General features: G+C 38.6%; 22 protein-coding genes. 7 read left to right on the plus strand and 15 right to left on the minus strand.

Translation table 11 applies throughout. From position 1 onward, the window contains the following. Window positions 1-16 precede the first annotated feature (16 nt). The 4 genes from BQ4443_RS07285 to BQ4443_RS07295 all read left to right on the plus strand — a co-directional run bounded on the left by BQ4443_RS07285 (window position 17) and on the right by BQ4443_RS07295 (window position 3,438). Complete coding sequence (locus BQ4443_RS07285; protein ID WP_071058487.1) at window positions 17-946, plus strand: helix-turn-helix domain-containing protein; 930 nt, start codon at window positions 17-19, stop codon at window positions 944-946. 63 nt (window positions 947-1,009) lie between these two features. Next, window positions 1,010-2,071: a 4-hydroxythreonine-4-phosphate dehydrogenase PdxA gene (gene pdxA, locus BQ4443_RS07290; RefSeq protein WP_031274681.1), complete on the plus strand. Its 1,062-nt coding sequence runs from the start codon at window positions 1,010-1,012 to the stop codon at window positions 2,069-2,071. 167 nt (window positions 2,072-2,238) lie between these two features. Beyond that, complete coding sequence (locus tag BQ4443_RS12655) at window positions 2,239-2,370, plus strand: hypothetical protein (RefSeq protein WP_023951557.1); 132 nt, start codon at window positions 2,239-2,241, stop codon at window positions 2,368-2,370. A 147-nt stretch (window positions 2,371-2,517) separates the two neighbouring features. Beyond that, on the plus strand, window positions 2,518-3,438 hold the full coding sequence (locus BQ4443_RS07295) for a glycosyltransferase family 2 protein (RefSeq protein ID WP_256330940.1): 921 nt from the start codon (window positions 2,518-2,520) through the stop codon (window positions 3,436-3,438). Window positions 3,439-3,695: 257 nt separating this feature from the next. Here the strand turns inward: BQ4443_RS07295 and BQ4443_RS07300 are convergent, their stop codons facing one another. Then, the gene (locus tag BQ4443_RS07300) at window positions 3,696-4,211 is read right to left on the minus strand and encodes a hypothetical protein (RefSeq protein ID WP_023951553.1); all 516 of its coding nucleotides are present in this window, start codon (window positions 4,209-4,211) and stop codon (window positions 3,696-3,698) included. Between the two features lie 142 nt (window positions 4,212-4,353). Here BQ4443_RS07300 and ettA point away from each other — a divergent pair, with 142 nt between their 5' ends. Further along, the gene (gene ettA / locus BQ4443_RS07305) at window positions 4,354-6,027 is read left to right on the plus strand and encodes an energy-dependent translational throttle protein EttA (RefSeq protein ID WP_023951552.1); all 1,674 of its coding nucleotides are present in this window, start codon (window positions 4,354-4,356) and stop codon (window positions 6,025-6,027) included. A gap of 162 nt (window positions 6,028-6,189) precedes the next feature. Here the strand turns inward: ettA and BQ4443_RS07310 are convergent, their stop codons facing one another. The 5 genes from BQ4443_RS07310 to BQ4443_RS07330 all read right to left on the minus strand — a co-directional run bounded on the left by BQ4443_RS07310 (window position 6,190) and on the right by BQ4443_RS07330 (window position 12,801). Continuing rightward, window positions 6,190-6,396, minus strand: a complete 207-nt coding sequence (locus BQ4443_RS07310; protein ID WP_023951550.1) for a glycine zipper 2TM domain-containing protein — start codon at window positions 6,394-6,396, stop codon at window positions 6,190-6,192. Between the two features lie 146 nt (window positions 6,397-6,542). Then, window positions 6,543-7,937: an efflux transporter outer membrane subunit gene (locus BQ4443_RS07315; RefSeq protein ID WP_023951548.1), complete on the minus strand. Its 1,395-nt coding sequence runs from the start codon at window positions 7,935-7,937 to the stop codon at window positions 6,543-6,545. Between the two features lie 5 nt (window positions 7,938-7,942). Further along, complete coding sequence (locus BQ4443_RS07320; protein WP_023951546.1) at window positions 7,943-9,070, minus strand: ABC transporter permease; 1,128 nt, start codon at window positions 9,068-9,070, stop codon at window positions 7,943-7,945. Further along, window positions 9,071-11,830, minus strand: coding sequence for a ribosome-associated ATPase/putative transporter RbbA (gene rbbA, locus BQ4443_RS07325; protein WP_023951544.1), 2,760 nt, complete (start codon window positions 11,828-11,830; stop codon window positions 9,071-9,073). Next, the gene (locus BQ4443_RS07330) at window positions 11,830-12,801 is read right to left on the minus strand and encodes an HlyD family secretion protein (RefSeq protein ID WP_023951542.1); all 972 of its coding nucleotides are present in this window, start codon (window positions 12,799-12,801) and stop codon (window positions 11,830-11,832) included. The genes rbbA and BQ4443_RS07330 overlap by 1 nt, the downstream gene beginning before the upstream one ends. A 138-nt stretch (window positions 12,802-12,939) precedes the next feature. Here BQ4443_RS07330 and BQ4443_RS07335 point away from each other — a divergent pair, with 138 nt between their 5' ends. Further along, window positions 12,940-13,494: a TetR/AcrR family transcriptional regulator gene (locus BQ4443_RS07335; protein ID WP_052019353.1), complete on the plus strand. Its 555-nt coding sequence runs from the start codon at window positions 12,940-12,942 to the stop codon at window positions 13,492-13,494. A gap of 174 nt (window positions 13,495-13,668) precedes the next feature. On the opposite strand, the gene minE is transcribed toward BQ4443_RS07335, so the two are convergent. The 9 genes from minE to BQ4443_RS07380 all read right to left on the minus strand — a co-directional run bounded on the left by minE (window position 13,669) and on the right by BQ4443_RS07380 (window position 22,368). Further along, a complete protein-coding gene (minE, locus tag BQ4443_RS07340; protein WP_023951538.1) occupies window positions 13,669-13,947 on the minus strand; it encodes a cell division topological specificity factor MinE in 279 nt (92 codons plus the stop codon). A 6-nt stretch (window positions 13,948-13,953) separates the two neighbouring features. Further along, the gene (gene minD / locus BQ4443_RS07345; RefSeq protein ID WP_071058489.1) at window positions 13,954-14,766 is read right to left on the minus strand and encodes a septum site-determining protein MinD; all 813 of its coding nucleotides are present in this window, start codon (window positions 14,764-14,766) and stop codon (window positions 13,954-13,956) included. Between the two features lie 94 nt (window positions 14,767-14,860). Continuing rightward, complete coding sequence (minC, locus tag BQ4443_RS07350; RefSeq protein ID WP_023951535.1) at window positions 14,861-15,625, minus strand: septum site-determining protein MinC; 765 nt, start codon at window positions 15,623-15,625, stop codon at window positions 14,861-14,863. Between the two features lies 1 nt (window position 15,626). After that, on the minus strand, window positions 15,627-17,387 hold the full coding sequence (locus BQ4443_RS07355) for a glutamine--tRNA ligase/YqeY domain fusion protein (protein ID WP_023951533.1): 1,761 nt from the start codon (window positions 17,385-17,387) through the stop codon (window positions 15,627-15,629). 82 nt (window positions 17,388-17,469) lie between these two features. After that, window positions 17,470-19,002 carry an ATP-binding protein gene (locus BQ4443_RS07360; protein WP_071058490.1) on the minus strand — a complete coding sequence of 511 codons (1,533 nt, stop codon included), beginning with the start codon at window positions 19,000-19,002 and terminating at the stop codon, window positions 17,470-17,472. Window positions 19,003-19,005: 3 nt separating this feature from the next. Continuing rightward, complete coding sequence (locus tag BQ4443_RS07365; RefSeq protein WP_023951531.1) at window positions 19,006-19,716, minus strand: response regulator; 711 nt, start codon at window positions 19,714-19,716, stop codon at window positions 19,006-19,008. A 58-nt stretch (window positions 19,717-19,774) separates the two neighbouring features. Further along, the gene (locus tag BQ4443_RS07370) at window positions 19,775-20,584 is read right to left on the minus strand and encodes a hypothetical protein (protein WP_023951529.1); all 810 of its coding nucleotides are present in this window, start codon (window positions 20,582-20,584) and stop codon (window positions 19,775-19,777) included. Between the two features lie 51 nt (window positions 20,585-20,635). Further along, on the minus strand, window positions 20,636-21,328 hold the full coding sequence (murU, locus tag BQ4443_RS07375; RefSeq protein WP_071058949.1) for an N-acetylmuramate alpha-1-phosphate uridylyltransferase MurU: 693 nt from the start codon (window positions 21,326-21,328) through the stop codon (window positions 20,636-20,638). Beyond that, window positions 21,328-22,368 (minus strand): aminoglycoside phosphotransferase family protein, encoded by a 1,041-nt coding sequence (locus BQ4443_RS07380; RefSeq protein ID WP_071058491.1) that lies wholly within the window; start codon window positions 22,366-22,368, stop codon window positions 21,328-21,330. Before BQ4443_RS07380 ends, murU begins: the two co-directional genes overlap by 1 nt. Window positions 22,369-22,505: 137 nt before the next feature. Between BQ4443_RS07380 and BQ4443_RS07385 the strand changes: the two genes are divergently transcribed. Then, window positions 22,506-24,965: an LPS-assembly protein LptD gene (locus tag BQ4443_RS07385; RefSeq protein WP_256330942.1), complete on the plus strand. Its 2,460-nt coding sequence runs from the start codon at window positions 22,506-22,508 to the stop codon at window positions 24,963-24,965. Window position 24,966 lies beyond the last annotated feature (1 nt).

Consider the following 24,966-nt stretch of genomic DNA (forward strand, 5'->3'; position numbering starts at 1 on the left):
TAAAAGGATAGGTAAAATGATGAAATCTACTTATTTTGATATACATCAAAAAGCAATGGCAAACGATACGTTCTTCGTAGAGACCCACTATTTTAATAACTATCAAGTCTATCATTTGAAAGAACAATATGGGAAAGGCTTCGTTGATAACTCTAATTTTAAGGATATTAATATTGTTCGTAGCGAATTAAGGCTAAATGAGAGTACTGATATTGAACGTAATTTGCCGCTTCATTATTTTGGTATTAATGTTTTTTTAAGTGGTTCTCAAGAGGTTACATTTTCTGATTTTAATAAGACGTATGGAGTCACGTCTCCTATGGTTATGCTTCGACAAGGGAATTTAGGTAATGTAGGTATTAAGTTGCCAGCAAATGAAAATTTAATAATGTTATCTATAGATTTTGATAAAAGTTTGATTGATGACTTAGTTGGAAAAGAGTACGAAAGTCCCATTTTAGATTTTTTTCGACAAACCAATAACCGTGTAAAAATTCTTTCAGAATTGGAGAAGGATTTTTTACATCATGCGAATTACTTGTTTCATTTGCCTATTGCTCAGAATCGATTAGGTCTTATTCAGTTAGAGGGGGCTGTATTAAGCTTATTGGCTATTTTATTGCAACATAAACAAGATGCTAATGTGTGTCATAAAGAAAGAGCTATTAATGATGCTATTCATATTTTGACTCAGGAATATAGGCAAACGATTACGATAAGAAAACTATCACAGCGTGTAGGTTTGAATGAGTGTGATTTAAAGCGGTTATTTAAAATAAAAACAGGTGATAGCATTGCCAAATATGCACTTAAATGTCGTATGTTAAAAGCTTCAGAATTATTAGCATTAGATTGGACACCAAGCCAAGTTGCTGAGTATTTAGGATTTAAGAATACCTATTATTTCAAACAAACTTATACAAAACACTTTGCCTATAATCTATGATAGGCATAATAAGAGTAAGATAGCATATTGATTGTATTAGTGATTCCAGTTACAGCTTATCTTATGTCTACAACCTCTTTTCCTCTTTTCTTCCAATCAGCACCTATTGGTATTACGATGGGTGATGCTGCAGGTATTGGTCCTGAATTGATTGTTAAATTGTTTTATCAAGGGATAGATAGACCTTGTGTTGTGTATGGAGATGTGTTTAGTTTACAGCGTGCGGCTACATTTTGTGGCTTACCAACCCCAGAGATTATTGCCTGTGAAACACCTGAACAAGCTTTTCAACTATGGCAAGAAACACAAGCCACAGTCACTGCAGATAAGCAAAAGAAAGCTGATGCTTTGGTTCGTATCCCAGTGATTGATAGTGGGATACGGTTTGATGAGCGTTTGATATTGGGACAAACGAGTGCTGAAGCAGGGCATGGCAGCTATGTTTTTTTAACGACAGCGATAGAGCATGCCATGCAAGGTAAAATTAGCGCTATTGTCACAGCACCGTTGCATAAAGTCTCTTTAAAAATGGCAGGGTACGATTTTCCCGGTCATACGGAAATTCTTGCCCAACAAGCAGGGGTAGAGCATGTAGGCATGATGCTACTCAATGATGAGCTAAGAGTCATTTTAGTAACCATTCATATAGGCTTGGCTGAGGTGTCACGTCAAGTGACCGCAGAGCGTGAAGAAATTACGATTCGCTTAGCACAAAAAGCTTGTCAACAATTAGGACTATCGAATGGACGTATTGCCGTGGCTGGTCTTAATCCTCATGCAGGTGAAGAGGGACGCTTTGGTCACGAGGAAATCAACGTGATTACGCCTGTTATCCAAAAGCTACAGCAAGAGGGTATCAATGTCAGAGGTCCTTATCCCGGAGATACGATTTTTATGCGGGCTCGTCAGGGGGAGTTTGACATTGTCGTAGCGCAGTACCATGACCAAGGACTGATTCCAGTAAAGTATTTAGGCGTGGATACAGGTGTGAATGTGACGGTAGGCTTACCGTTTATTCGTACAAGTGTGGATCATGGCACAGCCTTTGATATTGCAGGGCAAGGCATTGCTGATGAAAGCTCGTTAAGAGAGGCTATAGCACTAGCAATAAAAATGGCGAACTAACTGGTCAATTACTTAATTGAACAGTTGATAAACTGTGCTACGATAGCGAATGGTTGAGATGAATATACTAAAAACAACAGATTTAGCATGAAAAATTAAAAAACAACCCGATAACGTGAAAATTAGGCTAAACTAGTAAATTCACTCAAAATTGTTCTTCGGAGATCATGATGGCAGAAATCAAACGCAATCGTCGTAATACTCTAGAACGCCGTTGCTTAGGTAAAGCATTCAAACGTTTGTTTGTAGGCGCTCCAAAGGGTACTTTTAAAATGCTAGAAAAAGTTAAACGCGTATAATCAGTTTAACCTAGCCGATAACAGATAATTTATTATGCTGTTAGCAAAAATTTAAAGCCAAGATTCGTCATGATTCTTGGCTTTTATTTATGAGTCTAGCCATACACTAGACGCTATAAATTAAGAAATTTAGTTTTTTATGGATTGATGATGGCTGAGATAGTACAAACATCTGAATTGCCGATAACGGTGATGACACCGACCTATAATCGTGCATCAACATTACCGCGAGTCTATGAAAGTTTATTACAACAAACATTTACATCATTTGAATGGTTGATTGTGGACGATGGTTCTACAGATAATACGCGAGAACTTGTTCAGCAATGGATAGATGAGCAAAAGCTTACTATTCGCTATGTATGGCAGCCTAATCAACATAAAAAAACAGCCTTTAATCACGGTGTGCGAGAAGCTCATGGCGAGTTATTAGTTGCCTTAGATAGTGATGATACGATTGAGCCAGATGCCTTAGCGCATATGTGGAGTACGTGGCAGCAACTTGAAAATCGTGAGCAGTTTATTGGGATTACAGGCTTATGTGCTAAGCCTAATGGGGAGATTGTGGGTGATCCGTATCCTCGTGATGTGATGGCGATTCCAGCGATTGATATGTATTTTAAATATAAAGTCAGAGGTGAGAAATTCGGCTGTCTTAATACAGCGGTATTGAGAAAATATCCATTCCCTGAAGATATTGCTGGGTTTGTACCAGAGAGTTTGGTGTGGCGACGTATTGCCAGAGATGGGTATAAAACCTTATTTATTAATCAAGTGTATCGTACCTATTTTGATAGTCAGGATTCTTTGTCAAGAGAAGGGCATAGTGTAGGGGATAAGCATGCTTTGGGGTTGTTATGGCTTGCCAAAGATATGGTCAATGATTGCCTACCATGGTTTAAATATCAGCCCAAAGAGTTTATCAAAGCAGCGATTCGCTATAATCGTTTTAAACGTGTGTTAGCTAAACAAGGTCAGGCAGTACCCGAGTGGGGACAATTAACAGACTGGAAAGCCAAACTCTTGGTGGCGATCACTGCACCGATAGCAAGGGTAATGTATAAATAATAATGTCATGGCACATTAATTTATAGTTAAACTAATGTTTTTTTATCCACTCATACCTTATATCCCGTCCTTTAGAACGGAGAGGATGCCAATGTAGTATATGCTAAAACGCCAATAATGCACAAAGGTACGGCGTTTTGAGCAAATTTGCATAGCATAGTTCAGATGTGGTTTAAGTAGCAGGTAAACTATGAAGGATGACAATCAACGGATTAAAAGAAGATTGTCAAAACTCAGCCCTTGATAAGAGCACAGGCTTAATGCCAGACTTTTCTGCCTAAATAAGTCCCTTTTTCAGGTGATGGAGTCTCTTCATCGATATCATCATCGTCAAAGTCACCATAGTCATCATTCATATCTTGAGCTTCCATCTCGGCAATGATGTCCGTATCATCTAAACCAAAGGGAAGTAACATGGACAAATCTTCGGACCAATCAACTTCATCCCCTTGATAATCAATGCGCGTAAAGCGTAACGGTGGTTCACCAATCTGAATGCCCCAGAGGAATTCGCACTGATATACACTACGATTAAAATCTTCTAAGAGTGCACTAGCACCAACCAAACGAGCAGCAGGACCACCCATTTGCATTAAAACGGCATCACTATCTACCTCTTTTCCTTGTTCTAGTGGTGTACCAAAGGCAATCCACTCATAGCCCTCTTCGGTCTGATCAATTTCGCCTAGCACAGGTTTCCCCATATAGGCACTAAGCGCATCAACAGTTTTGGCAAGTAATTCAAGTTCTTCAGGTGTAAAGGTTTGTTGCATAACAGTAGCCTTAGGTAAAGTCTATCACGTGACCATTATAGTCTTATCACTTGTTCAACAGCAAATAGGGGGGAACAAAGACAAAATAAAGAGCAATCTTTTACAATATTAAGATAGTTAATTAATTTTTTTATGGTGAGTTATGGCTCAATATGTTTTTACAATGAACCGCGTGGGAAAAATTGTTCCACCTAAGCGTCAGATTCTTCGTGATATTTCTTTATCATTTTTTCCCGGCGCTAAGATTGGTGTGCTCGGTTTAAATGGCTCAGGAAAATCAACACTACTAAAAATCATGGCAGGTGTGGATAAGGAAATTGAGGGTGAAGCAATCCCTATGCCTAATTTACATATCGGCTATTTACCTCAAGAACCACAGCTTAATCCAGAGCATACAGTACGTCAAGCGGTAGAGCAAGGATTAGGTGCTGTTTTTGCGGCTCGTCAACGCTTAGAGCAGGTGTATAACGAATATGCAGAGCCTGATGCGGATTTTGATAAATTAGCTGCAGAGCAAGCAGAATTAGAATCGATTATTGCCGCTGCTGCGTCTAGTGGCTCAGATGATATTGAACACCAAATGGAAATTGCCGCAGACGCCTTGCGTTTACCTCCTTGGGAGGCGGTGATTGGTAATCTATCAGGTGGTGAAAAACGTCGTGTGGCACTTTGTGCATTATTATTATCTAAGCCAGATATGTTGTTATTGGACGAGCCAACCAATCACTTAGACGCAGAGAGTGTGGATTGGCTAGAGCAGTTTTTACAAAAATTCCCAGGGACTGTGGTTGCTGTTACCCACGATCGTTATTTCTTGGATAATGCAGCAGAGTGGATTTTAGAGTTAGATCGTGGTCATGGCATTCCTTGGAAAGGCAATTATAGCTCTTGGTTAGAGCAAAAAGAGAAACGCTTGGAACAAGAGGAAAGTCAAGAATCAGCTCGCCAAAAAACAATTAAGAAAGAATTGGAATGGGTGCGTCAGAATCCTAAGGGTCGTCAGGCTAAATCTAAAGCACGTTTAGCACGCTTTGAAGAACTTTCTTCTTATGATTATCAAAAACGTAATGAAACGCAAGAAATCTTTATTCCTGTTGCCGATCGCTTAGGTAATGAGGTGATTGAGTTTAAAAATGTGAGCAAAGCATTTGGGGATCGTTTATTAATCGACGATTTAAGTTTTAAAGTGCCACCAGGGGCTATTGTAGGGATTATTGGTCCTAATGGTGCGGGTAAATCGACATTATTCCGAATGATTACTGGTAAAGAGCAGCCAGATTCAGGAGAGGTGATTATTGGTAAAACAGCCAATATTTCATTTGTGGATCAGTCACGTGATGGCATGGAAAATGAAAAAACAGTATTTGAATATATTGCTAATGGTGCAGACTTATTAACAGTAGGTAAATTTGAAATGCCTGCGCGAGCCTATCTAGGACGCTTTAACTTCAAAGGGTCTGATCAAAATAAACAAGTCGGTATGTTATCGGGTGGTGAACGCGGTCGTTTACATATGGCTAAAACGCTGATTAAAGGCGGTAATGTGCTGTTACTGGATGAACCGTCAAATGACCTAGATGTAGAAACCCTCCGTGCCTTAGAGGATGCCTTATTAGAGTTTGCAGGTAGTATTATGGTAATCAGCCATGATCGTTGGTTCCTTGATCGTATTGCTACGCATATTTTAGCGTTTGAGGGTGACTCACAAGTGGTATTCTTTGACGGTAACTATCAAGAATATGAAGTGGATAAAAAACGTCGTTTAGGTGAAGAGGGTGCTCAACCAAAACGTATTCGTTATAAAGCATTGAAATAACGTCTCAATGTTTGGAGAGTGTGCTGTTTTGAGAACTTTCTTGATGAATAACGTCTAGAGTCAGAAGAGAACACCTTTTTCCAATACAAAAAATAAATAGCCTAGTTAAGATGAACTAACTAGGCTATTTTTTATAGGGGAAAAATTTGAAAAGGTAGAAAATTATTTACCAACTTGGTTACCAATGACACCGCCCACTGCAGCGCCCCCAACAGTACCTAATGCACTTCCGCCAGAAAGTAGAGAGCCTGCAACAGCACCAATACCAGCACCACCGATGGTACTTTTATCGCGAGTGCTTAAATGACCACAAGCAGTCATACTAAGAGCTAATAGTGAAATTATTGTTAATTTGTTTAGAGCTTTCATTATATTCTCCTCATAGAAGCTAACTATGGACTCAGATTATCAGAGATTGACAGTAGTCGTCTACTCTTCGGTATTTCTATTTATTTCGGTTAATGACAGTTTTTCTATAACCCTATGGAATTAATAAGAGAAATTAGCTTATCTCGTTACCAACCTCCGCCTAACGCTTGATAGAGTCGAATCATATTTTCATGGCGTTGTAATTGCGCTTGATCTAATTGGTTCTGTACGTCTAATGTACCTAATTGGGCTGTTAGGACATTATCAAGTGTTTTGTGTCCATGTTGAAAGAGAGTGAAAGCGTCTTTTGCCTGTTTTTGTTGTAATGATGCTGATTTTTTCAAGAGTTGAATACGTGTTGAAAGTGCATCGTGCAAATGGTAACTACTTTCAACTTCTGCTAGTGCTTTTAACAATGTTTTATCATATTCAATAACACTGCTTTTTAGACGAGCATCAGCCGCATCAATATTGGCTTGTATGCGACCATTGGTAAAGATGGGTAGTTGTACGCCGGCACTGATAACACCGGCAAGTATATTTACCCCAGATAAATCACTATCAAATCCAATGCGTCCTCCTTGTCCAAGAAATTTAATATCAAAGCGAGGTAATAAGTCAGCCTTAGCACTTGCTACTTGTGCGGCTCTGGCTTTGATACCTAAGGCATGCGCGCGAACATCGGGACGACGTTCCATAACACTGCTTGGTAATTGTCCAGATGGTGCGGCAGGGGCATAGGTTAATACATTAGTATTGGGGTGTAGGGTGATGGCTTGGGGTGGTTTACCCAATAATACGGCGATTTGACGTTGATAGTTTTCTGCTTGAGCTAGTAGGGCAGCTTGCTGAGAATGTAACACCGATATTTTAGTTTCCACTTCATCCACTTCATAACGAGTGACTTGTCCTGCTTGGAAACGTCCTTTCATGTATCGAAGTAGCTGCTCAAGAACATCGATATTTTTCTTTAATAAATCATGTTGTCGCCACAACGCATTGTAGTTGAAATAGGATTGTGCTATTTGGCTGACGACGGCAACTTGAGTAGCATAAATTTCCTCTTCTTTGCTAAGTGCCGCATAATTGGCTGCATCAGCATCACTTTGTTTTTTACCAAAGAAATCAGGTTCCCATGAGGCAGATAAACCACCCATAGCGTTATAACCTGTTGTATCTTGCTTTCCTATATAGGGTAAATCGACATTTGAGCCAAAGCCTCCTACGGAGCCACTAAGTCCTATAGAGGGTCCTTTATCTGCAGAGGCTAGTTGAGCAGTCGCACGTGCTTCGGCAAGGTGTGTACGTGCTAATTCGATATCAAGGTTATTTGCAATACCTTGCTGAACGAGGGAATTTAGTTGTGGGTCTTTCCATAAAGTCCACCATTGGCTTACATCAATAACGCCTTTTGCTTTTTGTCCATGTTCAAAGCTGTCTGGTAAAGTCACTTTTGAGGGAGGTATATTCACTGTTGTGGTACTACACGCTGTCAATATACTTAGTAGTAGGAGTGAAGTCGTTAAACGAAAGTGTTTCATTATGATTAACCTTGACGAGAAAGCATTGATTTAAACTGGACTAAAGCAATGCATAAAAAAAGAGAACCCATACCAAACATTTTGGCAAGAAATTCCCATGCTTGGCTAAACGTTGCATGCTTGAATAGAACTTCTTGTGCAAATGAACTAAGAATAGTTTGTGGAGAAAACTGGGTAATAGTTTGGAAAAATATAGGCATATTTTCAATAGGAGAGGTGGCACCCGATAACATATACATCACAATATAAATGGGTAGGCATAGCAAGCCAAACTGTGGCATGGTAGGTGCAATAATGGCTAATAGGATACCTAAAGAAGCCGTAGAGAATAAAAAGGTAAATACTCCTAATGCAAAGAGAGGAACAGAGGTGACGTCAATCGGTACTTGTAAATAACCACGGACAACCAGAAATAATGACATGATGGCAACCGTGATAATAATCACACTATTAGCCAAAATTTTTGAAATGGCAATTTCACTGGACACAACAGGCATTACTAGTAAGTGTTCAATAGTTCCACGCTCACGCTCACGAATAACAGCAGCTCCTGAAAGCAAGAGGGTGATTAATGATAAATTACCTACAACTTGCATTACTCCCATAAACCATTTGCTGGAGAAGTTTGGGTTGTAGAGGACTTGCATTGAGGTTGTAAATGGACTAGCTAAGGCACTATTGGTGTTTAGGTAATTATTGATTTCTCGGCTGAAAATCTCTTGAATATAAGATGATCCAATGGCGGCTTGTGTCATTGCTGTGGCATCAACTAATAATTGAATCTTAGGGTTAAATCCAGCTAATAAATCTGCTTGGAAATTCTCAGGGATATCTAATACAAAAGTATATTTGCCCACATCCATTCCTCTATCGACTTCGTTGGTTTGGATATCAACAGGAGGTTTAAAGTTAGGCTCTAATAAGCTGTCTTTTAATTGATGTGAAAGAGTTGATTGGTCATTATCTACAACAGCAATAGAAGCATTTTTTAATTCTGTTGATGCTGCATTGACAGCCATAATGATGCCTATCGTAAACATATAGACAATTAAACCTAGTAATACAGGATCTGTAAATAAGCTTTTGAATTCCTTAATCGTGAGAAAATAAACGTTTTTAATCCATCGCCACATTTATTTCTCCTGTTTCTTGAGTGATAACGTTGCTAAGCTGAGGTAAATAGAATAGAACAAGGCTAGCATAGCAAAGTTTTGTAGAAAATCAGTGAAACCTAATCCTTTGGTAAAAGCACCTAAGGTGATGCCTTGAAACCAGGTTGCGGGGAAAGAATGCCCAACCATGTAAAGCGCTTTGTCTAGGGCTGCTGTTGGGTAAATAAGACCTGCGAAGTTAAGGGTAGGAATAATCGTGACAATCGCTGTGCCAAAGATAGCAGCGATTTGGGTTTGTAGGAAGCTAGACATAAGCAAACCAAAACCTGTTGAGGCGCAGATGAGTAATAATGCTCCTAGACTTAAGCCAAGCATAGTTCCTTTTAGAGGAACATCAAATACAAGGATAACAATCGCCACCATACATAAAAAACTGATAAATGATAATCCAATATACGGTAATTGTTTACCAAGTAGAAATTGCAGTTTATTGGCAGGCGATCCATACAAATTCATAATAGAGCCGATTTCTTTCTCTCGCACAATACCTAATGCCGTCATCATTGCAGGAATAAGCGTCAGGGTGAGCATAATCAGCCCCGGTGCAATGGCAAATACACTACGAAAATTTTGGTTATAAATAAAACGCGTTTCAAGAGGTAGGTTTATGGTTAGCGGAATACCTAGTTTTCTTATAAATTCCATTGTATATTCACCAATGACTCCTTTAATAGAACCACTGAGGTTTTCAGCTAATAAAGGATAAGCACCATCTACATAGAAAGCGACTTCAGGCGATTCTTGTTTAAAGATTTTTTCACCAAACTTATCAGGTATTTCAATAATTAGTTTAACCGTACCATTTTGTAGGAGTTTTTGCCCTTCCTCAGGAGAATAGACTTGTCCCTGATCAATAAAATAAGCAGACCCTTGAAAGTGTTCAATGAGTTCACGGCTCTCACTGCTATTATCCCAATCCAAAACAGCAAATTTGGAAGGATTAAGATCGAATGAAATACTGGATGACATTGCCAATAACATAATAATGGGACCGCAGATGGCAAAAAATAACCGAATATTATCTCGTAACAATTCTTTGCCTTCACGTATAGCAAAAGCCCATACTAAACCAAACCATGCGCCGAAAGAATTGTTGGCGTGCGTATTTTCTACTGGGTTTTCTGTGGTGAATGCATTGTTATTTTCATTGTTATCACTTTCGGTACTGATTTCTGAGCGATTATCTTCGGCGTGTTCTAGATAGCGAATAAAGGCTTCTTCTAGGGTATGCGCTTGTTGATTTTGACGGAGTTCTTCAGGGGTGCCAATAGCCAATACACGTCCTGCATGCATAAAAGAAATACGGTCACATCGCTGTGCTTCATTCATAAAGTGAGTCGACACGAAAATAGTAATTCTATCTTCACGCGAAAGTTTGATTAGATATTCCCAGAAATTATCCCTTGCGGCTGGATCAACACCTGAGGTGGGTTCATCTAAAATCAAGACTTCAGGTTTGTGTAAACAGGCGGCGGCCAGCTGTAGACGTTGTTTAATCCCTAAAGGAAGAGATGAAGGTGTTTTATGTGCAAGTTCGGTTAAATCAAACTGTGCCATAATCGCTTGAATCGCCTGTTTTTTTTGAGGAACTTCGTAGAGTTTGGCGTGTAAATCTAGGTTTTGATAAACCGTTAGTTCTTCATATAAAGAAAAGGCTTGCGACATATAACCAACGCGTTTACGTGTCGAAATATCATTGGCATTTATTGGCTGCCCTAATAGGGTAGCGGTACCTTCAGTGGCATCTAACAGACCCGTTAGCATTTTCATGGTGGTTGATTTGCCGCAACCATTAGAGCCTAAAAAACCAAAAATTTCCCCTTTAGGAATTGTAAAACTAACGTTATCAACTGCTTTAAAATCACCAAATATTTTGCTCAGCCCTTTTGCCTCCATTGCTGGAGGTTCATTAGCTAACGGCTCAAAAGGAGGAATAGTTAAGCCATCCAGTGCCCCTCGTTTTTCTTCAGGTAATAGTTTGATATAGGCTTCTTCTAAGGATTTGCTTTGTGTATCACGAATAACCGATTGAGTGGACTGATTGGCAATGATATGACCATCATCCATAGCGATTAAATGTTCAAAATGTTCTGCTTCATCAATATAGGCTGTTGCTACAATGACGGTCATTGCGGGATTATCTTGACGCAAACTATCAACCAATTCCCAAAACTGACGACGCGATAAAGGGTCTACCCCTGTAGTGGGCTCATCTAGGATTAATAAATCAGGGTTATGCACTAACGCACAGCACAAGCTGAGTTTTTGTTTCATCCCGCCAGAGAGCTTGCCAGCAGGTCTAGCATTGAATTGCCATAAGCCTGTTGCTCTGAGTAAACGCTCAATATGCTGTTTACGATAGGCTTTATTTAAACCATATAATTTGGCATGAAAATCAATATTCTCATAAATAGACAGCGTGGGATATAAGTTTTTCCCCAAACCTTGAGGCATAAAAGCAACTTGATGTGCTAATGAATCACGTGATTTCTTTAAAGTAACATCTTGATTCAGAACTGTGATTGATCCAGCCTGAAGGATTTTGACTCCAGCAATAAGAGAGAGCAAGGTAGATTTACCCACACCATCAGGTCCAATTAAAGCGACGCTAGCTCCCTTAGGGATTGTTAGTGAAACAGCATTGAGAGCAGTAACTTTACCGTATTGATGGCTAACATTATCAATAGCAACGGCAAGAGAAGAATCAGTGATGGTCATCATTACTTATTAGGCAGTTTAATCGCTAAGCTTTCTGGCCATTGAGCATTGGCTTCGTACTTAACATATCCTATAGCAGTCATACCGCCTTTAAATAAACCAGGATATTGTGCAATGATATCTTCAGGAATCTTTAGTTTAACTTTGAACATTAGTTTGGCTCGTTCTTCCTGAGTTTCTACAGATTTTGGTGTAAATTGTGCCTGAGAGGCGATAAAGTCTATGGTAGCAGGGAATAATCCATCTATGCCTTCAATAAAAATGCGTGCTTCATCGCCTATTTTAATAGGGTTAGATTGGTAAGAGGGTAGAAAGACATTGAGATAGACATCGTGCGTATCTAAAATACTCATTACTTTACCACCAGCAGGAATTACATTGCCTAATTCGGCAATTTTATATTCAATACGTCCGCTAATAGGTGACTTAATAGCATAGTCTTTTTGCATATCTTTCACGCGATCAATTTGTGCATCGGCTTGCGAGATTGTTGCCTCTACTTCTTGTTGAGCTGCTTTTGTGGCATTGACTTTTGCCACCATAGCGGCGTAATTAGTTTGTTGGCGTGTTAATTCTGTACGTGAAATAAGATTATCTTTAAATAATTTTTGAGCGTTATTCAGTTCAATTTTCGCTAAGTTCAATTGCTGTTGTGCAGCGTCTTGTTCGGCTTTAACGCGTTGTAATGATTCTTGGGCTTGTTGCTTCTGAGCATTGGCTAATGCCACTTGTGTGTTGATTTGAGATCCTGATAATTTTGCAAGGACTTGATCTTTTTGAACATTGTCACCTTCATTGACCAAAATTTCTTCGATCCGACCAGGATATAGACTAGAAATATCAATACGGTTTAAATTTAAACGACCATTGACTTGTGCAATTCCTTCATAAGAGGTAGTTTGAAGCTTCTTGTTTTGCCAATAAGCAATACCTGCAATAGCAACAGCTATCAGAAGGAGTATTATCTTTTTCATAAAAATCCCTACATTTCATACTTTTAGCTTAATCTAATAGTGTATGAAATTCATTAATCGCTTACAATACTAAAAATCAATAAAACGTTGTTTACTAGTATATTTGTGATAAAAATGTTGTTTATTTTGGGTGAATTTATGGCTGAGCAGAAAATAGATAAACGTATAATCCGGACAAAAAGTTTAATCCATAATGCATTTTTAACATTACTTGCTGAGAAGGAGTATAAACATATCACCGTACAGGATATTTTAAATACTGCAGATATTAATCGGACAACATTTTATAAACATTATAAGAGTAAGCAGGGTTTAGCATCAGAATTGATGAATAACTTTAAAAAAGAGTTTTTGGTTCCTGTTTCTGTACAACGATTTAACTATAGTGCTCGAGAGTTTATCTATGGCGTTAGCCCTATGGTAAAGGTGTATAGACCATTAATTAAATTATTTTTAAAAATACAAACGCCAGAGATGAATTTTGTACAAGAATTACAGAAGATTGCTAAAACTCAATATATCGAACACGTAAGGTCAAAAACCGGAAAAACAGAGCAAGAGTTAGATTTCCAAGCACATATGTTTGCTACGCTAGCGGTAGAATTCTTGAGATATTGTTTATTGAATGATGTGGACATATCCTCTAAGCAACATGATGAGATGCTAGAAATGTTTAAGTACACTATGCTTTAAACAGTATGACATACTCTGTTTAATCTATTTTTAGCTTGATAGATTTTTTGTTAGATTATAAATTATTGATTTTTTGAGTATAAACCTACACATCACAATCAAAAAAAGTTGTCAGTAATAAAAATCCCTGCTTTGGTTATGAAGCAGGGATTATGAGAAGCTATTACCCAAGAGTTATGGTTTAACTCGTGCGGCTTGCATCTCTTCAGGAGACATCTCAATTTTGACTTCAAGTACTTCTAATGAGTCCTGTTTGTCTAGATTGACTTTAATATCTTCAGGGTTGATTTTAATATACTTAGAAATGACTTCAATCAGTTCTCTTTGTAACTGAGGTAGAAAATCAGGAGCTGAGTCAACTTGACGATCACGCACAAGGATTAATTTGAGACGATCTTTGGCGACCTCATTACTCTTTTTCTTCTCACCTAGTAAGAAATTTAAGAAAGACATGCTTAATTAACCTCCAAATAGTTTTTTGAAGAATCCAGGTTTTACATATTCAGTAAAGCGTAAAGGAACTTCTTTGCCTAAGTAACGATCAACCAAGTCAGCATAAGCCTGTGCAACATCAGTCTCTTTCATGTGAATAGCAGGAACCCCCGTATTTGATGCTTGTAAAACATCTTGTGATTCTGGTGTTACCCCAATTAGATTGATATGTAAAATATCGTTGATATCGTTAATTGAAAGCATTTCACCGTCTTCTACGCGTTTTGGATTATAGCGAGTTACTACTAAGAAAGTTTTTACGGGTTCACCACCTTCTTGAGCCCGTTTTGTTTTCGCTTGTAAGATACCAAGAATTCGATCTGAGTCACGTACAGAAGATACTTCAGGATTTGTGACAACAAGAGCATCATCAGCAAAATGTAGAGCCATTAACGCCCCAGTTTCAATACCTGCAGGTGAGTCACAGACAATATACTCAAAGCCCATTTCTTTGAGTTCATTAATAACACGCTCTACGCCCTCAATGGTGAGTGCTTCTTTATCACGAGTTTGGGAAGCGGGTAGGATATAAAGATTTTCTAAATTTTTATCTTTAATTAGAGCTTGGTTGAGTGTAGCCTCTTTTTGAATGACATTGACAAAGTCATAAACAACACGACGCTCGCAACCCATAATCAAGTCTAGGTTACGTAAACCAACATCAAAGTCGATAACAACCGTTTTATGACCTCTCATGGCTAAGCCTGATGCAAAGCTAGCACTTGTCGTGGTTTTACCTACACCACCTTTTCCAGAAGTAACAACAATTACGCGTGACATGAAGTTTTCCTATTTATAAAAATATTACTGTTCAATCTTAAAGCAAAAATCACTTTTATAGGGTAAAAAAGTGATGATAGATGAAAACTAATTATTAAGATTTAATTAAATTAAAAGATAAAGTATCGTTTTGAAGACTAATCATTGTTGGTTTTTTATGGGTATCAGGTGCAATATCTCCATCAAATAGACGATAAATGCCAGCTATAGCCACTAATTGTGGATCAAGTGAAATGGTGAAAATTCTAGCACTTGTATCACCTTTAGCGCCAGCAATTGCTCTACCTAATAAGCTACCATAAATATGAATGTTGCCGTCAGCAATAACTTCGGCACCATGTCCTACATTACCGATAACGATTAAATCGCTATTAGCCGCATAAATACGTTCACCGGAACGTAACTGTCTATCAACAACCAAACTTGCTTGTGCGTCAGTATTTGTCGGTGTTGTCGATACAGGCTGGCTAACCTGTGGTTTATCTTGAGATGAGGGTGTTTGTTGAGCAGCAGGTTTGCTATCAACAACAACGGTCTTATCAGATTTTTGGTGATTACTTAATTCAATATGTGCAAATCCTTCAGCTAATACGGTAGGCAGAAGACGCTCATTGGCATAGATGCCAAGCACATTAAGCTTGTATTGCTCAAGTACATCCACAAGCTTACGCCAAGGGAGTGGTTGGACAATACCATAGGCATCAATGACCAAAGATTCACCTTCGAATAGGCTACCAGAGTCTTGCATTTTTTGATGAATAGTTTTGACAATACCACTAAAATCTGTGGTTTTTAAGACCAAACGAAGACTAGAAATATTGGTACTTTTAAATTCTAAAATATGTGATGTATCAGACATGTTATACCCATGTATCACGTAAAGTAACGCTACGATTAAGAATTGGTTTTTCAGGTGTTGAGTCAGGATCTACAATAAAGTAACCTAAACGCTCAAACTGCCATTGATTGCCAGGTGTCAGATCTAATCCAGGCTCTAACCAGGCACTCACTTGTTTTAGTGAATTGGGGTTGAGGTAGTCTAGGAAATTTTTGTTACCACTGTCTGGAGATGGGTCAGTGAAGAGTCTATCATAAAGATTAACTGTTGCTGAGGTTGCGTATTTTGTACTAACCCATGTGATATTGCCTTTTACTTTGACACTATCAGATCCTGGTGTCCCACTCTTCGTGTCTGGGATATATTCTACATGTACTTCCGTGACTTCGCCTTGGTCATTTTTGATGCAACCAGTACATTTCACTACATAGGCATATTTCAAACGTACCATATTGCCAGGGAATAGACGGAAATATTTCTTTTGAGGGACTTCCTGGAAGTCATCTCGTTCAATCCATAACTCACGAGTTAATGGGAACTCTCGTTTACCTAATTCAGGGTTGTGAGGATTAATAGTCGCAAAGCAAGCCTCTTCATGATTTTCGGGAAGATTGGTAATAACTAATTTAATTGGATCTAGAACAGCTACCGCACGTGGGGCGACAGGGTCAAGAACATCGCGTAGAGCTTGCTCTAATTCACTATAATCAATATTAGAGTCAGATTTTGAAACACCTAGACGTTCAATAAATAGACGTAGGGCCGTAGGTGTGTAACCTCGTCGTCTTAAACCTACTAAGGTTGGCATACGAGGGTCGTCCCAGCCGTTGACTAGTCCTTCGGTCACTAATTGTAGTAGCTTACGTTTACTTGTCACAATATGCTTAACTTTTAGACGGGAAAACTCATATTGTTTAGGTAAGGGCTGTTTTAATAAACCTAATTCAACTAATTTTTCTAGTAACCAATCATAGAATGGTCTTTGGTCTTCAAATTCAAGTGTACAGATACTGTGAGTAATCCCTTCTAATGCATCCTCAATCGGATGGGCGTAAGTGTACATTGGATAGATTGGCCATTTATTGCCAGTGCGGTGATGTTCAGCATGACGAATACGATAAATAACAGGATCACGTAAGTTAATATTAGGTGATTGCATATTAATCTTAGCGCGTAATGCCATGCTACCATTTGGATGTTTGCCTTCTCGCATCTCTTGGAATAGCTTTAAAGATTCCTCAATAGGACGATTACGATAGGGAGAATCAGTACCAGGCTCAGTCAATGTACCACGATTTTGACGCATCTCTTCTGGGCTTTGTTCGTCAATGTAGGCATCACCGCTTTTAATTAAAGCAATGGCAAACTCATACATATAGTCGAAATAATCACTGGCAAAATAAAGGTTGTTGTAATTCTTTTCTTCATTTTTCCAATCAAACCCTAACCATTTGACGCTATCTTTGATAGAGTCAACGTATTCTTGGTCTTCTTTTTCGGGATTGGTGTCATCAAAGCGTAAATGACAAACACCACCATAATCTCTAGCTAAACCAAAATTAATAATAATGCTTTTGGCATGACCAATATGCAAATAACCGTTAGGTTCGGGTGGAAAACGTGTACGAATGCGAGCAGAATCCTTCGGCCCTTGTTCTTGAATTTTAGCTGGGCCTGGAACGCCCGCCCAACGTTTGCCTTGAAAGCGCTCAGCACTTAAATCATTTTCAATAATAGTACGTAAAAAATTAGAAACGGGTGTTTCAGTATTATGACTTGTCATTCGATATATAAGAGAAAAATTGTGGGTAAATACACATAATATATGCGCTTATTATAATATATGTTGAGAGGTGCTTATTGACTTAATGCTTGTTTGCAGCGATTAAAGGGAGCTCAATCTCAACCAATAATCCTCCCGAACTATGACTTCCTAATGTTAGTTTGCCATGATGAGCTTGAACAATATTATCTACTAAGGCAAGACCTAATCCTACACTACCGGTTTTCGTCCGAGCAGAGTCCAAACGAGAAAAGGCTCTTAAAGCTTCTTCTCTTCGGTCTGCAGGTATTCCATTACCGTGATCTGCAACTGAGATTTTAGCAAATTGATGATGCTTACTTAAGGAAATTTCCACTGGTGGTTTGCCGTGCTTAAGGGCATTGCTGATAAGGTTATCCAATAGTCTGCCTAATGCCAAGGTATCGCCTGAAATAAACACAGGGTGTTTAGTGTTACTTGTTAGCATAACGTCAGAACTAGCACTCCATGCATGTGCACGTTCATCAATCCAATTAGTAAGGTTGATCGGTTCAAAACGATAACGAGTAGGATCGGCTCCACGAACATAGGAAATAAATTGTTCAACAATGTTTTGCATTTCTTGTACATCGTTGCTCATTCCGCTCTGTAATACTTGATCATCACACATTTCAAGGCGTAACTTCATGCGTGCTAGCGGCCCTTTAAGGTCATGAGGTAAGCCTGCTAACAAGGTTTGTTGTACTGTTTTAGCTTGCTCCAGCGATGATAGCATGGCATTAAAACGTTCTCCCAAGATACGTGTTTCAGATGGGCCTGAAGGAGTCACTTTACGGAAGTCTCCTTTAGCCAAATAGTCAGTAGATTGGCTCAATAAATGCAAAGGTTTAGTAATGCGCCAAGCAAAGTAACCAGCAAATACTAATAATAGAGTGGTCATGGTTAACCAAGCCAAGAAGAAAATACCATTTTTATCAGGTTCTATATTTGCAACTGGGATAACTAACCATTCACGTATCACCGTATCATTAAATGGATTGTATTCAGGTAATAGTGATAGAAAGAGTAAGGGAGTCTTTTTTTCTTCAATAAGACTGATACGCGTACCGTCATCTAGCTTTCTATTAATGCTACTAATGAGTTTTTGAATATCTTGTCTAAGAGCTGATTTAACAGGCGTTTCGGTGACTTTTTTATCAGAAAAACGCGAAAAAGTCGCAGGATTTAAGTGCCTATAGATATGTTCTTTTAAATGAGGAAAAATTTGATCTAACGCATGAGGAGGAGGGGGACGATTTGATGGTAAATCATCTAGGTCATCCTCTTCATCATCATCTCGACGGATGGAAAAAATAGGTCCCCCACTTTTTGGGGTTTCTATAGTTCTAAGCTGCCATTTACCTTCGGACGCATCGTGAATAAAGGCTGCTCGCATGTCTGGAGGGATATTGGTAATCGCATTGCGAATAATTTTAATCGTAGTCGTGATTTGTCCAGAGACAACATCCTCCATGACTTTTTCTTTTAGGTAGTTCCCTACATAAAAAACCGCACTCTGTACTAAGATAATAGTGCCAAACATCATTAACAAGATTTGAGCGCGGATACTTAAAAGAAAATTCTTAAGATTATTCATACCTTAGGCATTTGGTGAAAAACGGTATCCAATTCCCCATACTGTTTGAATCCATCTAGGATCTTTAGGATCATCTTCTAATGCACGGCGTAAACGCAAAATGGCAATATCAATAGCTCGATCATTGCGTTCGCCCTCATCATCATCACGTGCTAACGCTAATAGTTTTTCACGAGAAAGAGGTTTACTAGGGTTTTTAACAAATGCTTCTAGTAGGTTAATTTCCCCTCCCGTCAATTTGACTACGGTATCACCCTTAAGTAATTGACGTTTGGCGGGATCAAATGTAAACGGACCAAAATGAATAGGAACCTCTTTAACAAGACTAGAAGGACCTTTTTTGCGACGTAATACTGTCTCAATACGTGCCAATAATTCACGAGGATCGAAAGGCTTGCCAATGTAGTCATCAGCACCTGATTCAAGACCGATGATACGATCAGCGGTTTCATCACGTCCCGTCAATAAAATGATAGGAATATCCTCATTGTGAGCACGTAGATTGCGACATGCTTCAACACCGTCACCACTTGGTAACATACGATCAAGCACGATTAAGTCAGGCGTAAACTTAGTGATACGCTGGAAAAGATCATTACAGTCATCAACTAGCAAGGTATCATAGCCATGACGGTTAAGATACTGAGCTAGTAATTGGCGTAAGTCTGGGTCGTCATCAACGACCATAATTTTAGTCAGTGGTTTATTATTCATAGTGCTTCCATCATAACAAATAAAACCTATAAATTTAATAATAGGAAATCATCTGAAATTAATTTGCTGGAGCTGTTGTTGTCTCCGTTGTCGTAGTACCAGCTTCTGCTGGTCTCACCTCGAAAGTACGTGAACCTAATACTTTACGAGTTTGAGTATTAATTACTTTAACTTCAACAGCATTAGGTGTTAAGGTTTTTTTGGTAAGTTCTACTTTGCCTTGAAGTCGGACATATTCATTGGCAGTGATATTGATTGGTTGAATATGATCAAAACCTTTATTGCCATTTTTATAGCGACCCGTAGCTAGAACTTCTACACGAGCAGGAACGTTAGGAGAAGATAAATCTGATTTTGTGAGTATTAACTCATACGATAACTGTCCTATTTCTCCTTGGAAATTACCAATACGAATACCAATAGGATTGTTTGATGGGTCAGGGGGGAGGTTTTTAAGCACTTCCTCCATATTTACCCCTGAAGTGCCTTCTTTAATAGGGGTAATAGGATTTAAGCTGGGGTCATTGTTTACAGCCACGGCAGAATTTTCTGTTTGTGTTGTAGTTACTGGGCTTAGTTGTTTGATAGTATCGCGAGCCTGGCTAAGTGCTTGTTGTGAGTCAGATAGTTGTTGCTGTAATGAACTTTTTTCTTGATTTAATTGACTGATCGTTGAGTTTAGGCGATTGGACTCCTCAATACTAAGACGAGGAGGTCCGTAATTGGTTTGTAAAAACCAAAAACCACCGCCACCGATGATGACACCCGCTAAAAAAGTTATTAACCATCGTGGCATACGGCGATTGCGGCGAGTATTACCGTAGACAGAAGGATTAAAAACCACTTGTTTATTTGAAGAACCAAACATATAAAACCTTTAAATTATTATTTTACCCTAGTAGAAACTATTCAGAAAGGACTATTTTAAAGTCCTTAATTCCTTATCTAATTGTGCCAATCGTTCTGGTGTGCCAACATCCGTCCATTTTCCTTTGTAATGTTGTCCAAAGACACTATTATTTGCCATGGCTTCTCTTAAAAGAGGGGCTAATTTGGCTATTTTTCCTTTTTCGATATGCATAAATAGTGAGGGATGGTAGACGCCAATACCTGAAAATGTTAACTTTGGAACACCTTCGTCATAGACTTTACCAAAACTATTTATGTGAAAATCACCCTCAGGGTTGTGTGTAGGGTTATTCACCATCAATAGCCACGCTTTTTCTGGATGATTTTCGATATGTGTTACTTTTTCCATTGCTTCTAATGGATTCCAATCACACCAAATATCACCATTGATGACTAAAAAAGGTTGTGAACCTAGTAAAGGGAGAGCATTAGCAATGCCACCAGCTGTCTCTAAGCCAGTCTCACCTTCAGCAGAATATTCAATATTGACATTAAATTGAGACCCATCGCCTAGTATCTCCGGGAGTTTATAGCCCAACCAAGCGTGGTTAATCACAATATCACTAATTCCTGCACTTGCAAGACGTTCAATATGCCAAACAATCAGAGGCTTCCCGCCAACCTCAAGCAACGGTTTGGGTAAGGTATCCGTCAAGGGACGCATTCTTTCGCCTCGTCCAGCAGCGAGAATCATGGCTTGAATCAAAACGTATACCCCACTTTTGTCTCCACATTGTCTAGCTTATCAAGTAAGCGAACTAGAGGTTTGAAACTATTATAACGATTGGCTACTTGTCTAACATAAGTATTCATGCGAGGCATATGGTTTAAATAGTGTTTTTTATTATCGCGTAGAGCTAAACGAGCAAATACGCCTAGGATACGCAAATTACGCTGCAACCCCATAAATTCATAGTCAACATGAAAGTCAGCAAAATCAGCAGGTACAGGTAATTCCTGAGCTTTTGCCATTTCCCAGTAACGAATTGCCCAATCTAATTGTTGAGGTTCCTCCCAAGTTGTACGAGCATCCATCACAAGAGAAACAACGTCATATGAGATTGGACCTAACAACGCATCTTGAAAGTCAATAATACCAGGATTTGTACCATGTAAATTTGGATCACATAGCATGAGATTTGGAGAGTGATAATCACGGTGGACAAACACTTTTGCTTGTTTGGTATTATGCTCTACTAATAGATTAAAAATACTCGCTAGTTGATTTTTTTCATCATCGGATAGTGTCATCTGATGGTAGTGATTGATATACCACTCAGGAAAAACAGTGAGTTCAGTCATGAGGCGTTCTGCATCGTAAGCAGGTAAGTCACTGGCGTCAACCTTTTGCATAGTGACCATGGCGGCGATAGCATCGCGATAAATCGTTTGTAACTCTTTATCTTCAATAGGGGATTGTAAGCGTTGGTAGTAGGTTTGGTTACCTAGATCATTAAGAATAAGAATTCCATCAGTTAGATTTTGTTCTAAAATTTTTGGGCAATTAAGTCCGATAGCTGATAATTTGTTTGCAATTTGAATAAATGGTTTGCAATCCTCATGTACAGGCGGTGCATCCATAATAATCAGTGTGCCAGTGTCGGTATCTATACGGAAATAACGACGAAAACTAGCGTCACTTGAGGCAGGACATAAGCTATCGATATGAAGATGATACTTTTCAGATAGAGTAGAAAGCCAGCTTTTTAGTAAATCTAGACGAGGGTCAATAAGGGTAGTCATAAAACTATTTTATAATGGCGTAGAAATTGAATAAAATGATTAAATTAATTGCTATTTTAGACGTGAAAATGCTTTTTGTCTTAGATAGAAAATAAAATTATGAGTTTTTTAATAATTCTTTATTTGGAATTTGTGTTGTGCGAAAAAAATTGACCTTATCGTTTCTACTGTTTTTGCCTGTGGTGAGTTCATATGCTGAACAAGTGACCACATTTGGCATTGCAAATAATAATGGTCTGCGTTTGCAAGAAAGTCCACGCTTACAACTTATTAAACAAGATAAGAATAATCAGACAACGTTTACGGATAGTGCAACGTTTAAAGTTACTAATAACAATAATGACATTATTTTGACTGGTGATGCTCAAGTGCGCCGTCCTGACGCTATTCTGAAAGGAGATCGTATTACTTATAATCGATTAACAGGGGAAGTTGTTTCAGAAGGCAATGCTCGGTTGATTCGGGATGGCTCAAGAGTAGTGGGAGAAGGCTTAAAATATAATGTGGATAAAAAAACAGGTGAGATTAATTCTCCAGTGTATCGTATTCTAAGTGGTGGTGTAGGTGAAGCAAGATTTGCCGAAATTGTAGATGAAAATCACTTGAGAATGGATGATGCTCTCTACTCTGGCTGTAGTTGCGATAATAAGTTATGGTATATCAAATCACCAGAAGTTAATATTTACGATGATGAAAATGAGGGAATCGCTAAGGACGGTACGCTTTATATTAAAGGGGTGCCAGTATTTTGGTCACCTCATCTAGAGTTTACAATTAAAAAAGAGCGTAAAACAGGATGGTTATTTCCTACATTTTCTATGACCTCAAGGTCAGGTTTTGGTTGGAACTTACCATTTTTCTGGAATATTGCTCCCAATTATGATGCAACTTTCACGCCATCGTATTATAGTAAACGAGGTTTTATGCTAGGAGGAGAGTTCCGTTATTTAAGACCATCACTAAGTGGACAATTATCTGGAACGTATATGCCTTCTGATAGTAAATTACACCGAAACAGATGGTCAATTAATTGGACACATAGACAAAAATTAGGTGAATTTGCTGGATTAAATTTTGGTTTAACGGCAAATTATTCAGGCGTATCGGATAGTGATTATTATCGTGATTTTAGTGCTGTTGCAATTAATCGCGCTCAAGAAACATTTTTGGATAAGAATATTACCTTGTCTTTTGGTGGTTATAACTATTGGTCGGGCTATTTGAGTGTACAGAAATATCAATCATTGCACGATCTAACCAATCCAGATAATCCTATTTATTATTATCAGTACGAAAGAGTGCCAGAGCTTTCGTTGAAAGGTGAACGTTATGATTGGGGTGGATTTGATGTGACCACACAAGCTACTGTTACACGTTTTGTTCATCCAACACATGAGAAGTATTATCGTGCCTCTTGGAACCCGAATTATGATTTTGGAGGTCACTACAAAGCGGATGGGGTGAGATACTCTTCTTATACACAGGTGACTTATCCCATTATTAGACCAGGGTGGTATATTAAGCCTAAAATTGGTTTACATGCATCACATTACACAACAGATTGGTATACACAATATACCTATCCTAATGGTACTCCTTTTATTCGAAGCCAAGCAGGAACGCAGTACAAAAATCAATCTCGAGTCTTACCTATTATGTCTTTAGATGCAGGAATGACATTTGAACGTAAAACGGCCTTATTTGGTAAGTCTCGTACTCAAACGCTAGAGCCACGCATCTATTATCTGTACATTCCTTATAGATATCAGTCAGATATTCCTATTTATGATACTAGTGTGAGTAACTTTAATTTTGGTACTGCTTTTAGTGAAAATAGATATGTGGGGGGATGGGATCGTATTAATGATGCCAATCAAGTGACATTGGGATTGACCTCACGCTGGTTGGATGAAGACACAGGCAAGGAGCGCATGGCAATTCAAGTCGCACAGAAATTCTATTTTACGAAACCCCGAGTATTCTTGGGTGGGTATGATTATATTGATACACAGCGTGTTAGAGAACGATATGCGGAGAAGAGTCGCTCTGAGTTCTTAGCGAATATGTCAGTTGCACTCACAGACACATTGAATACCGAGGTAGGAGCTCAGTTGGATACCTATGATAATCGTTTAGCCCAGACATATGCTTCATTGCGTTGGTTTCCTAAAAACTTTACTTCTTTATCATTGACTTATCGCTATCAACGAGAGCCTTATTTGATTGAGGGAACAGATCAACAGTATAGTTATCAACTTAATGGTAAGGAAAATATTAGTATTGCTGGTCAGTGGCCGATTACGGATAAATATTATCTCGTAGGGAGGCATGATTATTCTCTTTACGAAAAACGTTCAACGCAATCTATCATTGGGTTAGAATATAACGATAAATGCTGTACAACAGCTAGGGTTGTTTTCCAGCGGTATGCTGTCTCTAAGACAAAATCAAATTCTGCAGTATTTTTACAAGTAGAATTAAATGGACTAGGTGGTATTGGCTCAGATCCATTGAGTGTCTTAAGAAACAGCATCCCAGGATATCAGAATGTTAAAACCCCTGAAACGGTTAAATCACCATTTGAAAGGTATGAATAAA

The sequence above is a fragment of the Pelistega sp. MC2 genome, assembly GCF_900099475.1.
Lineage (GTDB): Bacteria > Pseudomonadota > Gammaproteobacteria > Burkholderiales > Burkholderiaceae_B > Taylorella > Taylorella indica.